Origin of the sequence: Empedobacter brevis, from assembly GCF_965118635.1 — a bacterium.
Lineage (GTDB): Bacteria > Bacteroidota > Bacteroidia > Flavobacteriales > Weeksellaceae > Empedobacter > Empedobacter brevis_A.
Genome location: NZ_CBCPHV010000001.1, coordinates 154073 through 168107 on the forward strand (window position 1 = coordinate 154073; position 14035 = coordinate 168107).

Sequence of the window (14035 nt, forward strand, 5' to 3'; positions counted from 1 at the left end):
AAAGCTATGAACGATATAACACAGGATTTCGGAACATTGTACTATCCAAAATCGGCATTGGTATTTTATCAGACTACCGGAAAGGGTAACGATACTTATGTAGAGCATTTTGATATGGATAAAAACGGTATGCCTATTAATGCACACCCTTTGACCGTAAAGGAAGCTAACCAACTGGCTAAGGCTTTGAAGACCGCCAAAGAGGAAAAAGAACCGTTATTGAAACCGCAGGGAATATTAAGCAATGAGGTTTTATACTTTGAGCCTAATGCAAACAAATTAGTATGGTTTACCAAAGCCACACAAAGGGAAATGTATTTTGTAGAAAGTCTGGGCATACTTAAAGGCAAAGCCAATGTACCGCCCATGTTGTGGGTAGCAAACCGAAACGGTTTAGCCGTTTTTGCCTTACCAAATAGCAGAAGACCTACAATAAAAACAAAGCTGTACAATGCTCCTTTTTTTAACGTGTATGAGGACGGCAATGTATGTATGGGTACAGTTGATGTACGCATAAAGAAAACCGCTTCATTGGAAGAATTTATAAACAAATGGGAAGGTTTTTTCTTTAACAGCTATTTCAGTCATTTAATGCACGGTCATAACCCGATAAATGGAAATTGCGTAAGCCTTTGGGAAAATTTAATTGCCACAGGTGAAGCCTTTCCAATGGAAGTATTGACAAAAAATAATCTAACCTTAAAAGACATATTGCGATGAACAACGAAAAAATAACAGTCCATTTTACGGACAATAGTTTGATAAACGCTACCAATCCCATATCCATAAACCTTATCGGTGCAGGTGGCACAGGCTCAAAGGTTTTGACCGCCTTAATGGAAATGAACCACAGTTTAATAGCTTTAGGACACGCAGGATTGTCCGTTCGTCTTTGGGATGATGATGTTATCACAGAAGCAAATTTGGGTAGACAGCGTTTTGCAGAGTGTGAGGTTGGGCTATATAAATCCGTTGCTCTCATCAACCGAGCCAACCGCTTTACAGGTACAAACTGGAAAGCCGAAACGCAAAGGTTTGAAAAGGATAGTTTCGGAAAAGTTCCCGAAAACGCACTGGCTACAATCTTTATTACCTGTGTAGATAGTGTAAAAGCAAGATTTGGTATTGCCGAAATATTGAAAGCTTTGGACAACGGAAAGCATTACCACCATAAACCAAAGTATTGGTTGGATTATGGAAACAGCCAACATACTGGACAAGTATTGTTATCAACCATAGGAGATATAAAACAACCCAATTCCGACAGATACGAAACCGTTTCTAATCTGCCAATGGTTACAGAAGAATTTGGCGATTTGCTGAAGCAGTCCGAACAGCAAGACGACACACCAAGTTGCAGTTTAGCTGAAGCATTGGAAAAACAGGATTTGTATATCAATTCGTCATTGGCTCAAATGGGCAGTTCTTTGTTATGGGGTTTATTTCGTAATGGATTGACGGAATATAGAGGCTTTTTTGTCAATCTGAAAGATTTTCGCTCACAACCAATATTAGTCGCCCGATAGCCGAAATCGGGCGGCAAAAAGACACTCCCTCCCGAAGGTCGGGGCAGTCTTTTTGCATCTAAGCGGAACAACCACTTTGCCAAAATGTAAGGCTACGAACCGTCCTCACGTCACATTTCATCAAACAGGTTGCGATCTGTTTTGCAGGGATATTCGTTATCCCTTTTTGTCGTTTATGATATGACTTCTTTTCTTTCCACGCATCGACCAAAGAAAAGAAGCAAAAGAACGTCGCTTGGTTAGGATAGATTTTTGTTTGCTAGTTGTTTAAACATTGCTTTAATTCAGTAAGTTTGTTATTTGTAGCAAGATTCGTTATTGAATTTCTATTTGACCAAAAATAAGTAATTATAAATCAGAACCACTAATGAATATTAACCATATTGATAATAAAATACTTAGTAAACTCCCAATTGGTTCTGAATGCAATATTAACTGCATTCATATAAAAATTGATGATTTTAAGCCTATCATTAAAGAAATAGAAACTAATATTTCTGATACGAGTTGGATAAATAATTTGGATGAAATTTCCAAGAAAGTTTTTAAAGCAAATGCTGAAAAAACTATTAACAAGATAGTTAATGAAATAATTGCAAAAGTTTCAACTACTGTGAATACGGATATTGGCGAATATATTGTTTCATACTCAGCACAACACGCGTTGGAAGTTAAATTCCTACATAAAAAAATACCTCTAGCCGAACTATTGAAAGAAAAAATATCTGGTAATCCTGGTTTTGACTTTCACAGCATTAGTTCTGCTAATTATTTAATATTTGGAGAAGCAAAGTTTAGCACAAATGATACTCCAAGACCTGAAGCATTAGTACAAATAAATAATTTTATTAATGATAGAGATAATGGAGAATTACTTTGGTTACAACCATTTTTAGACGAAACTACAAAAAACAACATCATTAATGATGAAAAGGGATATGCCGCGGCATTTTCTTTCAATAGTGCTAGTATTATCACGATATTGAATAATGCTCTTGATTCTAAACCAATTAAAGAGATAATTAAACACAAAGAATTATATTTAATCGCGGTAGAATTATGTTAAGTAACATTTTATTTCAGCAGAAGGTTGATGAACAAACTATTAAAGAAATTCTTTTTGACTTTCATAAATATGGACCTGTCAGCAACAGTCATTTAGAATCTTTATCGTATTTAAAAAAATATATACCAGAAGATTTTAAAAAATATGAAGGGAAATTAATGTTTCTTATGGGACTGTTTTACAAAACAAGCACACCTAATTCGTTCATCGAAACAATATATAATGTATATGCTGAATCAATAATTGAAGAAACAGGGCATAATTTTACACCTGTTCAAGCCGATGCGTATAATTCAATAAAGAAATACACCAATTTTTCGTTTTCTGCTCCAACAAGTGCAGGGAAATCTTTTCTATTTCAAGAACTGATAAAAGAATCCAAGGGAGATATAATTATTATTTTGCCATCACGAGCATTACTTTCAGAATACTTAATAAAAGTTAAAAAATTAGTTTCTAAGGAAACATTAGTACTTCAATTCATTGAAATTGTCAACACTAAGCGCACAAAAAACAGAATTTATATTATTACTCCTGAACGGGGTGAAGAGATTTTCAGGAATATAGATAATCTAAATTTAGAACTAATATTATTGGACGAGGCTCAGATTTCAGAAGAAGGAATTAGAGGAATGAAATTTGATTCTTTGGTTAGGAGAATTGATAAAAAGCTAAAAAATGTTAAAAAAATTTTTACTCATCCATTTGTACTCAACCCAGATGCTCAATTCAAAAAACATGACATTACAAACAACACAGATTCAGAAACATACAATCAAAAGACTGTCGGAAAAATATACATTGAGCATTTTGATAATGGTTTTAAATACTTTTCGCCTTTCGACGATAGAATAAAAGGAAGAGGTATAGATAATAATATTGTTAAAGAGATCATTCAAAATAATGGTACAGCTTTAATTTATATATCTAAATCAAAAATATATGATGGGAGTTTTATTGAAACTTTTGCCGAGTATATTGAATTGTGTCCTGAAATTTCAGATGAAAAAGGTTTATCTTATATCAGTAAACTTGAAGAGTTTTTGGGAACAAAAGATGACCGAGAAAAAAACTCTGTATTAATTTATTTAATGAAACGAGGAATTGTTATCCATCATGGTTCAATACCGCTTAAAGCTCGTTTAATAATCGAAGATTTCGTTAATGGACATCATGCAAAAATTTGCTTTTCAACATCAACTTTAATTCAAGGCATTAATATGCCTTTCGATATAGTCTGGATCAATAATTTCACATTTACTGGAAACGAAGATCAAAAAACTCTTAATCTAAAAAATTTGATTGGTAGAGCTGGACGGACAACAACTGAAAATGATTGTTTTGACTTCGGTTACGTAGTGATAGAGAAAAAAAACAAAAAGCTCTTTATAGAAAGGCTAAATAAAGAGTCGAAGTTAACAACTACATCTAATTTAGATGACACAACAGATCCCAACAATGAAGATTTTATAGATATTGTTGACGCAATTAAAAATGACACCTTTAATGTTGATTTACAGCTTACTGAGAGCCAGATTAAACGGATATCAGGTGCAAACCTTGATGACGAAATAGTTTTTATCTTAGATAAATTTCTAAATAAGCAATCACAACCGTTAACTGTAAAGGAATATTATAGACTAGAAGATGATCAAAGAAAAAAAATTAAAATATCGTTTGAAAATATATATAAAGCACATCTTAGACGTACTGAGTTATCAAATGGAGAAAAAAATGTTCTCAGTACGTCTATTCCAATTTTACTCTGGCAAATTCAAGGTAAATCGTTTGCTGAAATTATTTCATTACGACATGCTTTTTTGTCAGAAAAAGATTATAGGAGGGCATTGAGAAGACAATTATTAAAAAAAGAGATAACTTCTAGAGAATTTAGACTATTATTATCAAAGAAAAAAGTTAGGTTTTCTTGCATCGCAGAACCTTTGCCAAATAAGACCTTTAAACGACCAGTTTCATTATTTCCAAGAGATACCAATATAGTTGATATTGATTTTGACAAGATAATATATGATACCTATGATTATATAGACAAAGTGTTGTCATTATCCCTTAAAGATCCTTTGTCAAGTGCCTTTATATTATATTTTCAAAAAACTAATGATATTAGAGCACAAGTTTTAAGCAATTATATAAAATACGGTACTAATAATGAGACTGAAATATGGTTAATTAAATACGGATTTAGTTTTGATGAAATTGAAGAACTTATCGAATATGTTGAAAAAATAGATGAAACAGAAATCGTCTTTAAGAAAAATATAGATGAATACACTGAAAATTTTGACAATTTTAAATTAATTGAAAGATATCTATAAATCCTAGCCATTGACAGCCTTGTCAATGGCTTTTTTAAAATTATCTACGTCACTACCAAGAATTAGATAATTTGAAAAACCAATATCCAAAAGAGCCTTGCCTACTTGCTCATCGTCAATATCACTATGAGCAAGTAGCTTAATCGATGGATATTTTGATCTCAATTTCTGTAGCTGTTCCAGTATATTCTTGTCGTAAAAATCAATGTCAATAATACAAACCTTTGGTATAGATTTTAAATCAGATAATTGAATTAATCCATCTTTAATACTTTCCGATCTAAACAACACTTCAATTCCTGAAGCTATGAGTTCGTTGTAAATCAGATCCAAAATTGGGCTTTTGCCATCGATAAAAGCAAGGGTGATTTTTTGTTGTGATGTACCAGTTTCCATATTTATTCTCGTATCAAATTAATGGATTGCCTGCACAAAAAAGAAGCGTAGGCAACTACAACTTATCGATACTGAGGCACTGGTATACCCGACAACGAATAAGCGAGCGCCCACGCCTAGCGTGAGCGTTCCTACTTATTGTCTTGTTGTCTTATTTTACTAAGTAAATATACTAAAGTCGTTTTAATTGATTAGCATACTCTCTATAATTGTAATCCTTATCAATCATTATCTCTTTTAAAAAACAAAAAATCGGATAACCTTTTAGATATCCGATTCTCCTAAAAATGTAATTAGAAATTATTTTTGATTTGATTGCTCTGTTTTTACTTCCTTTTTCTCCCTCGAATAAACCCACAATGACAATAGCCCAAAGATAATTAATGCATAGGCTAACCATTTGCCGATCCTTTCAATTAATTTAATGAATACCGAACTTTCGTATGAGGAAAATCCTTCTGCTCCCATAGGACCACGTCTGTAAAACTTTCGACGGTTAAGCCAATACCGTAATCCTAAGCCTGCAACCAAGAATATTATTGAAATAACTAACGATGAAACCATATCCCAATGTATTTAATTCTACCTTTTAAATTTACAAAAAATCACCCTCAATCTACATCAAAAAAGAAAACCCTGCTTTGTGGCAGGATTTCTTTTTACTTCTAATCATTACTGTTAAACTGAAAACTTATTTGCTTTTCATTCCCGAAGCTATCCGAAATCCACACATCAAAAGACTGCGATACGGATGACGTTGAAGTATAATACAAGCGAAATTGTTCCGATGCCAAAGGATACAAATCGTTGGGTAGATATGGTGGTTCATCGTAATACCTCAACGAGCCTTGTCCGTCGAATTGGAAGTAGCGTAGGAAATATTGTGTGTTGCTGTAATTTCCTGTACGCTGTATGGTAATGCGGATCTCAACGGTATTTCCATTGGCAATCTCTTTAGGAACTGGCATTACATTGACCTCAAAAGGAAAATCGTTCTGTATTTCGAGTTCGTCATCTTTACTACAAGATACCAAAGAAACCGAAGCTGTCAGGATTGCCAGCATTAAATATAACGGCAGTAATCCTATTCTGAATTTATTAAATATTGCTATCATAATTTTACGTATTAAAAGTTAAATCTTAATCCCGCACCTGCGGAAGGTCGGAATTGTCGCAAATCTGTACCCCATAACACTTTTGTATGCCCTTGTAAAACCAATACAAATCTGTCAGACAGGTACGTTTCAAAGGTCAGCCGACCACTGGCACCGTAGATGAAATTGTCCTCGCTAACTATTTTCGCACCATCGTACAACATTGTTTCTCCACGGTTGATATTTTCGTAACCAACAACACCTGTTATCCCTGCATTGAGTGTGATATTCTTACGGGCATCGCCCAATAAAAAGAAACTGTAACCACCTTCAGCCGTGTAGGTTTCCTGCGGTATTTGAAGCGATTTGTAATTGTGGTATTGATGTGTGTATTCCAAAGCCCATATCTGATAATTTCCGTTTTTACCGTTTACGGTCATACCCAGACTGATGTAATAATCGTTACCGATTTTATCATCAGATAAAATACCTGTACTTATTTCCAAACCTTTTTGTTTGGGTAACATTCTTTGTGCCTGTGTTACCGTGATGGCCATAAAGAGCAACATCACGGTGTAGATATATTTTTTCATTGTAATTACTTTAAAAGGTTATTAAAATTTCAGGTGGATATCATTGATTACACGGGCTTTGATTAAGTCCGAATTTTCTACCTGAAGCATTTGGTGTCGTCCGCCGTTTTTCTCAAAGATTTCAATCAGCAACACCTTATCGTTGGCAATGGTAAATTGGTCTAACAAAAAAACATTTTGCTCGGTAGATTGTCCGTTTATTCCGTCTTCCAAAGGCTTGTAAGTTCGAAGCGGTATCATAGGTCGTTCCTGTAATACGGTACGTTTGGCTACCTTTTTATCTACCACCTTGAAGTTGATAAAATCAATATTAAAAGGTACGTTGCTCTTGTTTCTCAATTCCGTATGGAAATAGTATTTCCCGTTGTGGATATAGATACCTTTCAAGATAAACTGAATACCGAAGCTCTTTGCCCCGATGTGCTTTACAATACGCTTATCTTTCTTGTAAATGGTTTCCAATAACAAACCAGCCAAAGACGGAGAATTGTTCCCCAATTCTTCAAACAACACATCGTTTCCATTGGCTTTATCTACTGCTTTTTGCATTGTTAGCAGGTCGTAGCTCAACGCTTCGGGGTAAGAACTGTAATACACATTGAAAGAGTAAAAGCGACCATCATTGGTAATTACGGAAAAGTTGGTTTCGGCTTCAAAATTCCGAACTGATGCTTTTACACGCAATACGTTTTCTGCATTTTCGGCTTTTCCGGCAATCAGGTATTCGCTTCCCAAATCCACATAACGAATGGCAGTCGGGAAAATCAGGTGCGATGTTTTATCGTAAGTTACTTCCATACGATATGGCTCAATTCTGCCCAATTCAAGAGGTGTTTTTACAGGTACACTATCCTGTGCAAAGGAGGTTACGGCAAAGCCGATAGTCAGGGCAACTGCCCAAAAGGTTTTAAAAATATTTTTCATTTTTTTAATATTTGAGTTTAACATTATTGCTTTGATACAAGAAAGACCTGATGCCCTGCTTTTAGTGTAACTTTTGGAGTGCGTACTTTCTTGGCGAAATAGCCCGAAACTCCCTGCACCACGCCACGGCTTAAATCTGCAGCTACCTGTTGTCCTGCATTCTGGGTAAGCATCAGACTGGTTCCACCTGTCTGACTCATATTGCCCGCCATTTCGGTAAGAGCATTCATTTCAGGAGAATACGGAACATACAGACCTTGCTGTCCGTCCAGATCATAGATGGTGATATCAACCGGAATGATATTGCCCTCCAGTTCAACAGAGGTAATTTTAAGCTGTAAACGTCCTCCTTGAAATTTGGCATTAGCTGTTACAATGGTTCCCTGTGGAATAGTACGGCTTGGTGTTTTTGCAGGTTCTAATAATCGTAAACGAACACCGGTTTCGCCAACCACTGTTTGTGCATCGTGTACACAGGCTTTGATACTGTTTTTGGGTTGTACCATTTGTTCGGTAGTACTTGCTGTATAAAACCCTCTGTTTCGGGTTTCGCTCCAATTTTCCAAAAACTCACTATCTGTAGGCTCACGATACAAGGCGGATACGGTATTCTTCCTTGCAGCAGTAAATGATACAAAATGTTCTTTTTTATTCTCACCCGAAGCCACTGAAGTGGTACTATTTGTTGCAGGTACAGGTTGTTCTGCGGTGTTGGTATTCGTATTTGTCGGGAGATATTTTGCCGCCATCTGATAGGATTTTTCCATCAATGCAATCTGGTCATCTACAGTTGTAGGCTTTGGCAGATCTCTATCAGCTAGTTGTTCTTTCAACTCGTCCAATTGCTTGCGAAGTTCCATTGTTTCAGAATTGTTGTCCTGATAGAAATTACCCAATGTACTTTGTGCATTTCGATAGCTGTTCAATGCAGGATTACTGTTTCTTCCCGAATTTCTACTACCACCTCCATAGCCGGTGCTTTCATCATCATCTTCGGTAAATTCATCCACAGGCTCTTTCTTGTCATCGGTGTTCCAATAATCTGAAAGCGTTGCTAAACCATTACGCTTCTCCTGTTCTTTGCGTTCCAACATTTCAAGTTCATACGCCTTGCCTTTGTCGGCAGGCATTCCTGCTCCGGTAGCCTGTGGCACGTCATCGTTTAGCCCGATGTTTTCGATTTCCTTTTTGTCTTCCGACGGTTTAAAAATTAAATACATACAACCCACGAAAACAATACCCATCAAACCAAAAATCAAAGGCTTTTTGAGCTTTTCCGTTTTATTCTCCTTACCGTTTTGCAGTACATCGGCGGTTTCTTTCGGGTTACCCTCCGTTACCCGAACAACCGACTTTTTGTTCTCATTTTCTTTCATAAATCTGATTTTTTAAAATTGTTGATAATGTGTCCTGTAACCTTGCAGGACTTTCGTTCTTTTTAAGGACAGGGTTTTCAATATGCTCTATCTGTATATCGTTTTTTGAATTGCTTGTATCGTACCATACTTTGGTAACAACGCCTACAGTAAGCAGTAGATAACCAATAAAGAAGTACAGCGTGTATAGGTGTTGCTTCCTCAATGGTAAAGCCCTCCAACTGTTGTCCAGCTTGTCAAAAAACCTGTCCATATTTTCCTTGAATTTTTTCATATATCCTGTTTTAACGTTCGATGACCTCTATATCCTTGTTCTCTACCACCGCAAATTTTTCGATGTTAAAACCTTGGGGATTGTTGTCGGAACGAACGGAGTTTACGAGATAGCAGGAAGTAACCAGGTTACGACGTGTTACATTACTTGACCTAATGATGAACTGCTTTGCGTAGGTACGCACCGCATAAGGATAATTGTCAAAGTTGCACACTACACTATCTACCTCTATGCGTTGCTGTACATTACCCGAAATAATACGGCTGTAATACCCTTTTTCAGAAAGGTCTTTGTAATAATCAAAGGCTGATTTATCGGCAAGATTGAAAGCCCTGCTCATATTACTTTCAATGGCATTCTTGTCGGGAGCCAGCGTAAAGAACAGTTCATGAAAACGCCTAACGTGTTCCCGAGCCTCAACAGGTCGATTAATATTGGCATCTTGCGACAGGGCAAGCATTAAGGATTTACCGTTATCCAGTACATAGATTTTTTGACGTTGCTCATCGGCAAAGCTGTAGGATTTCCATACGGCATATCCTACAATACCAATACAGAGAACTGCAAATACTATGGCATACAAACGTATCTGCCTAAAGCTGTTTTCTATATTTCTTAAAGTTTTAAATTCCATTGTTAACTGATTTAATTATTTTATTTTCCCATTAATTTTCCACCGATATTTCCTGCTGCTGAACCAGCTCCTGCACCTGCAATATTTCCAGTTTTCATAGCTGCTTGGTTTACGTTGCGTGTAAAGTTTCCTGCACCTCCGGCTTGGATTACCCATCCTGTAACTGTTGGTATAGTGAAGTATCCGATAATGCCGATAATCATAAAAATGATGTACACTGTATTGCTCGTATCGGGTATATAAGTTGGGTCTGCTAGCATAGCTATATCCCGTTCTAATATGAGGGATTGTATTCTTGCCAGCATAGAGCTGAACAAATCCGAAACGGGAAGCCAGAGATATACACTGACATACCTGGTGATCCATTGTGTGAGCGTGGACTGAAAACCGTCCCATACGGAGATGGCAAAAGCAATTGGACCAAGAATGCTTAAAACAATCAGGAAGAACGTTCGGATAGTATCGATGACTAAAGCCGCAGCTTGGAATAGTATTTCAAGTAGGTTACGAAACCAATCTTTGATAGCTTTTTCGATCTTGTAAGCTTGTCTGTCCATATACATTCCTGCCATTGTTCCAATATCCGATGGCGACCAACCCAGTTCCTCCAGCTTTTTATCAAACTCTTCGTCCGATACCATATAGGCTGTTTCGGGGTTTCTGACCATTGCTTCATATTCCAATTGGTCTTTCTGCTGTTGTAGCTTGTTCAGATCAAGTACCTGGTCTTCGAGTATTTGATGGGTTCCTGTTACAACAGGACTTAATACCGCATTAATGGTTCCCAACACAATAGTTGGGAAAAACATAATACAGAGTCCTAAGGCAAATGGGCGAAGTAATGGGAAAACATCAATAGGTTCGGCACGACTTAAAGCCTGCCAAACCTTTAATGCTACATAGAACAAAGCTCCCAATCCTGCCAAACCTTTCGCAACCGCAGCCATATCACCTGCAAGAGGCATCATATCATCGTATAGCGAACGCAGAAGTTCGTGAAGATTATCCCATTCCATAATTTACCAGTATTTTTGGTTAGAAGTTCCGTACAGATCAAGCACTCTTTTAGCATCATTTTTCTTTTTTGCTCTCAGGTAACTTACTGATATGTTCTTATTGGTGTAATAGCGTACAAGGCTGTGGTATTCTTTTACTTCTTTGTACACACGATCAATAATATCCATACGCTCTTTGTCATTCAGTGAAAGACTTGATGCACTGATGATCTGTTTCAATTCCTTTAGCAGTTCAGTACTTTCATTCAGCAGTGCTGAATACCCGTTACCAATGGCTACTAATTCATTTGGTTTGAAATTCGGATCGTTCATCATCTTACCGAAATTGGTCACATACATTTCGGACACATCGCCCACCAGTAAAACTGTTTGTTGCACCTTACGTGCATCTTTTACAAGGTTGTTGATAGCTTGCAGTTTATCGTAGTATTCCTTGCCTTGTTTGTACACTTTTTCAACCTCTTTGAAGTTCTTTACGACATTGCTTACCGTAGAGGAAGTCTGTACAATTTCGTTCGCACTGTTGAGGATACCTGATGCTAAATTTGCGGGGTCAGTCACGACAAATTGAGCTTTTGCTGACGGTGCTACGACAAACATGATTGCCGTGAGCATCATTAAAAATATTTTTTTCATTGTCTTGAAATTTTTGATTGTTAATTACTATTGATTTAAGTTGTCGCGCCTTTGCATAGCGATATGCTTAATTGCGAGTTCCACGTTACCGCCCAGTTCGGAAGCGAGCTGCATCACTTCCATTTTTTCGGTTTCTTCTGTCGTGTAAGCGTAGGATAAGGACCCGGCGCCTTGCCATATTGACTATGGTAGGTTTCCAAGAACTCTCCCCCGAACCGTACGTACCTGTCTCCAGGTATACGGCTCTCCATCAATTTATTCAGTCTAACTTGCCTGCGTGTATCTTATCGTGGCATTTTGAGCATACTGCCAATGTTTTTCTTCTCCTTGCACTCATTCGTTTTTCCCAGTCTTGCTTACCTTTCAGGTCTTTCAATTTGCGTATATGGTGCATTTCCAATTTCTCGTTGGCACCGCATAATTCGCATTTCTGGTTTTGCAACCTTGTTATAAGGCTGTTTCTTCCTCCTGTAATGGTAACTGTGACAGGTAAACTATCCACGTAAGCACCACGGGCAGCTTTTTGGCGTTTGAAACCCTCTTTGTAAAAGCGTCTGTACATTATATCTCCTTTCCTGTTTTTGTAGGGAATGGAAAATACTCCGTTGATACATCTTTTAGTCTTTTCCTGACTGATTGAAGTTTGGTATTTCAGTGCATACGTTTTGTACATACTGTACTCCAAGATGTAAGAAAATGACTGGACAAACGAGCTGTTGTTGGCAATTGAGTAATAATTGTAAAAGCCCCGTATTTCAGCGTTGTACTGACTGATGATTTCTAAGTCATCCAAGTCTTTCATGTAATAGCGTGAGCGTGGTTTCCAAACTTCTGTGCCTTTTTTATTTACCAGTTTCATGGCATTATAGCTCAGTAGCTTTTTCTTCATCACGTCTACTGTGACACGGAGTACAATCTTATCTCCGAAACATCTTACGGTTCTACCGTGCTTATCTCTCTTGGATTCATCGGAGTTTCGCACGGAGACATCAAAGCCTAAGAATTTGGCTGGTTTCTTAGCATTAGTCACCAAGGTTTTTTCATCAGACAGTTCAAGTTTCAGTTTTTCATCAAGGTAAACCTTGATGTCTTCCTTTATCTTTTTGCAGTCTTCTTTGCTACCTATGACCCCGATAAGAAAATCGTCCGCATACCTAACGTATTTTAACTTTCTGAAACTGCCATCCATCTTGTCATAAGCTGGATATTTGTTTCTTTCCTGTCTCAACTCTTTGATGTCCTTAATCATCTGCTCTCTGACAGTTTCGTCTGTCTCACATTTGAGTTTCTTGGCCAAGCGGTATCGTCTCTGTTCGTGTAGCCTGTACTGGCGTGTTGCCGTAGTTCTTTTACCCTTATCGAAGTCCTTGATATAATCCTTGACATATTTATCGAGTTTATCAAGGTAAATGTTGGCAAGGATGGGGCTTACAATCCCACCTTGCGGTGTGCCACTGTATGTTTTGTGGTACACCCAATCTTCAATATACCCTGCATTGAGGAACTTTCGTATCAACCGAATGAACCTGTCGTCAGCGATACGCTCCTTTAGGATACCAATCAATATTTCGTGATTGATATTGTCGAAGAAGCCTTTTATATCGCCCTCGATGAACCACCGTACAGCAGTGAATGACTGTTGGACGCTTAATAGGGCTGTGTGACAGCTTCTATTGGGTCGGAACCCATGTGAAGTATGCTCAAAGCTACCCTCATAAATTGCTTCCAATATCATTCTGATAACCTCCTGCACTAATTTGTCATCAAAAGATGGTATACCAAGCGGACGTTTCTTCCCGTTCTTTTTCGGAATGTATGTCCTCTTGGATGGGTTTGGCTGATAGGTCTCGTTTCGCAACGATGCAATCAGCCTTTCAATGCGGGATATACTCATTCCGTCGATGGTCTTTCCATCAACTCCTGCCGTCATATTGCCTACTTTACTGTAGATTTTCTGATAGGCGATAAAGTACATCTCTTCATTGAACAGAACCTTGTATAGCCTTTCGAACTTATAGTCCGTGTTTCCGCTGTGCCTTATTAGACTGTTCAATACTTTTTCTGGATTTCTCATAATGTCTCTCACATTTTCCGTTAATCGTATTAAACTAAATTGACTGTCTCCCTTCGCCATGTACAGGGCTTTCCCCTGCTCGGACTACTA

15 protein-coding genes and 1 pseudogene are annotated in these 14035 nt (G+C 37.3%); 4 read left to right on the forward strand and 12 right to left on the reverse strand.

Annotated elements, in window-relative coordinates; all coding sequences use genetic code 11:
- Window positions 1–6: 6 nt before the first annotated feature.
- The 4 genes from ACMHJW_RS00720 (at window position 7) to ACMHJW_RS00735 (ending at window position 4928) form a co-directional block, all read left to right on the forward strand.
- Window positions 7–720: a PRTRC system protein B gene (locus tag ACMHJW_RS00720; RefSeq protein WP_143884019.1), complete on the forward strand. Its 714-nt coding sequence runs from the start codon at window positions 7–9 to the stop codon at window positions 718–720.
- Window positions 717–1526, forward strand: a complete 810-nt coding sequence (locus ACMHJW_RS00725) for a PRTRC system ThiF family protein (protein WP_143884020.1) — start codon at window positions 717–719, stop codon at window positions 1524–1526. Before ACMHJW_RS00720 ends, ACMHJW_RS00725 begins: the two co-directional genes overlap by 4 nt.
- Window positions 1527–1893: 367 nt before the next feature.
- Window positions 1894–2592, forward strand: a complete 699-nt coding sequence (locus ACMHJW_RS00730) for a hypothetical protein (protein ID WP_143884023.1) — start codon at window positions 1894–1896, stop codon at window positions 2590–2592.
- Window positions 2586–4928 (forward strand): DEAD/DEAH box helicase, encoded by a 2343-nt coding sequence (locus ACMHJW_RS00735; protein ID WP_143884024.1) that lies wholly within the window; start codon window positions 2586–2588, stop codon window positions 4926–4928. The genes ACMHJW_RS00730 and ACMHJW_RS00735 overlap by 7 nt, the downstream gene beginning before the upstream one ends.
- A gap of 3 nt (window positions 4929–4931) precedes the next feature.
- Here the strand turns inward: ACMHJW_RS00735 and ACMHJW_RS00740 are convergent, their stop codons facing one another.
- The 12 genes and pseudogenes from ACMHJW_RS00740 to ACMHJW_RS00795 all read right to left on the reverse strand — a co-directional run bounded on the left by ACMHJW_RS00740 (window position 4932) and on the right by ACMHJW_RS00795 (window position 13945).
- Entirely contained in the window at window positions 4932–5324 is a 393-nt protein-coding gene (locus tag ACMHJW_RS00740) for a response regulator transcription factor (protein ID WP_143884025.1), read from the reverse strand.
- 300 nt (window positions 5325–5624) lie between these two features.
- On the reverse strand, window positions 5625–5888 hold the full coding sequence (locus tag ACMHJW_RS00745) for a hypothetical protein (protein ID WP_038330841.1): 264 nt from the start codon (window positions 5886–5888) through the stop codon (window positions 5625–5627).
- Window positions 5889–5989: 101 nt separating this feature from the next.
- Complete coding sequence (locus ACMHJW_RS00750) at window positions 5990–6439, reverse strand: DUF3872 domain-containing protein (RefSeq protein ID WP_038330842.1); 450 nt, start codon at window positions 6437–6439, stop codon at window positions 5990–5992.
- Window positions 6440–6450: 11 nt separating this feature from the next.
- The gene (locus ACMHJW_RS00755; RefSeq protein WP_038330845.1) at window positions 6451–7011 is read right to left on the reverse strand and encodes a conjugal transfer protein TraO; all 561 of its coding nucleotides are present in this window, start codon (window positions 7009–7011) and stop codon (window positions 6451–6453) included.
- A 21-nt stretch (window positions 7012–7032) separates the two neighbouring features.
- Window positions 7033–7935 (reverse strand): conjugative transposon protein TraN, encoded by a 903-nt coding sequence (gene traN / locus ACMHJW_RS00760; RefSeq protein ID WP_180906348.1) that lies wholly within the window; start codon window positions 7933–7935, stop codon window positions 7033–7035.
- A 23-nt stretch (window positions 7936–7958) separates the two neighbouring features.
- Complete coding sequence (gene traM, locus ACMHJW_RS00765; RefSeq protein WP_038330848.1) at window positions 7959–9311, reverse strand: conjugative transposon protein TraM; 1353 nt, start codon at window positions 9309–9311, stop codon at window positions 7959–7961.
- Window positions 9298–9585: a hypothetical protein gene (locus tag ACMHJW_RS00770; RefSeq protein ID WP_038330851.1), complete on the reverse strand. Its 288-nt coding sequence runs from the start codon at window positions 9583–9585 to the stop codon at window positions 9298–9300. Before ACMHJW_RS00770 ends, traM begins: the two co-directional genes overlap by 14 nt.
- A gap of 10 nt (window positions 9586–9595) precedes the next feature.
- Window positions 9596–10219 (reverse strand): conjugative transposon protein TraK, encoded by a 624-nt coding sequence (gene traK / locus ACMHJW_RS00775; protein WP_038330852.1) that lies wholly within the window; start codon window positions 10217–10219, stop codon window positions 9596–9598.
- Window positions 10220–10239: 20 nt separating this feature from the next.
- Entirely contained in the window at window positions 10240–11235 is a 996-nt protein-coding gene (traJ, locus tag ACMHJW_RS00780; RefSeq protein WP_143884033.1) for a conjugative transposon protein TraJ, read from the reverse strand.
- A 3-nt stretch (window positions 11236–11238) separates the two neighbouring features.
- Window positions 11239–11871: a DUF4141 domain-containing protein gene (locus ACMHJW_RS00785; RefSeq protein ID WP_143884034.1), complete on the reverse strand. Its 633-nt coding sequence runs from the start codon at window positions 11869–11871 to the stop codon at window positions 11239–11241.
- Window positions 11872–11898: 27 nt separating this feature from the next.
- A pseudogene (locus tag ACMHJW_RS00790) lies at window positions 11899–12021 on the reverse strand (conjugal transfer protein TraG); the annotation flags it as partial.
- A gap of 109 nt (window positions 12022–12130) precedes the next feature.
- Window positions 12131–13945, reverse strand: coding sequence for a reverse transcriptase domain-containing protein (locus tag ACMHJW_RS00795; RefSeq protein WP_413531595.1), 1815 nt, complete (start codon window positions 13943–13945; stop codon window positions 12131–12133).
- Window positions 13946–14035: the final 90 nt, after the last annotated feature.

Excerpts from the sequence above, each read along its gene's own strand:
- ACMHJW_RS00720 (WP_143884019.1), top strand. The coding sequence starts at position 7 with ATGAACGATATAACACAGGATTTCGGAACATTGTACTATCCAAAATCG.
- ACMHJW_RS00725 (WP_143884020.1), top strand. The coding sequence starts at position 717 with ATGAACAACGAAAAAATAACAGTCCATTTTACGGACAATAGTTTGATA.
- ACMHJW_RS00730 (WP_143884023.1), top strand. The coding sequence starts at position 1,894 with ATGAATATTAACCATATTGATAATAAAATACTTAGTAAACTCCCAATT.
- ACMHJW_RS00735 (WP_143884024.1), top strand. The coding sequence starts at position 2,586 with ATGTTAAGTAACATTTTATTTCAGCAGAAGGTTGATGAACAAACTATT.
- ACMHJW_RS00740 (WP_143884025.1), bottom strand. The coding sequence starts at position 5,324 with ATGGAAACTGGTACATCACAACAAAAAATCACCCTTGCTTTTATCGAT.
- ACMHJW_RS00745 (WP_038330841.1), bottom strand. The coding sequence starts at position 5,888 with ATGGTTTCATCGTTAGTTATTTCAATAATATTCTTGGTTGCAGGCTTA.
- ACMHJW_RS00750 (WP_038330842.1), bottom strand. The coding sequence starts at position 6,439 with ATGATAGCAATATTTAATAAATTCAGAATAGGATTACTGCCGTTATAT.
- ACMHJW_RS00755 (WP_038330845.1), bottom strand. The coding sequence starts at position 7,011 with ATGAAAAAATATATCTACACCGTGATGTTGCTCTTTATGGCCATCACG.
- traN (WP_180906348.1), bottom strand. The coding sequence starts at position 7,935 with ATGAAAAATATTTTTAAAACCTTTTGGGCAGTTGCCCTGACTATCGGC.
- traM (WP_038330848.1), bottom strand. The coding sequence starts at position 9,311 with ATGAAAGAAAATGAGAACAAAAAGTCGGTTGTTCGGGTAACGGAGGGT.
- ACMHJW_RS00770 (WP_038330851.1), bottom strand. The coding sequence starts at position 9,585 with ATGAAAAAATTCAAGGAAAATATGGACAGGTTTTTTGACAAGCTGGAC.
- traK (WP_038330852.1), bottom strand. The coding sequence starts at position 10,219 with ATGGAATTTAAAACTTTAAGAAATATAGAAAACAGCTTTAGGCAGATA.
- traJ (WP_143884033.1), bottom strand. The coding sequence starts at position 11,235 with ATGGAATGGGATAATCTTCACGAACTTCTGCGTTCGCTATACGATGAT.
- ACMHJW_RS00785 (WP_143884034.1), bottom strand. The coding sequence starts at position 11,871 with ATGAAAAAAATATTTTTAATGATGCTCACGGCAATCATGTTTGTCGTA.
- ACMHJW_RS00795 (WP_413531595.1), bottom strand. The coding sequence starts at position 13,945 with ATGAGAAATCCAGAAAAAGTATTGAACAGTCTAATAAGGCACAGCGGA.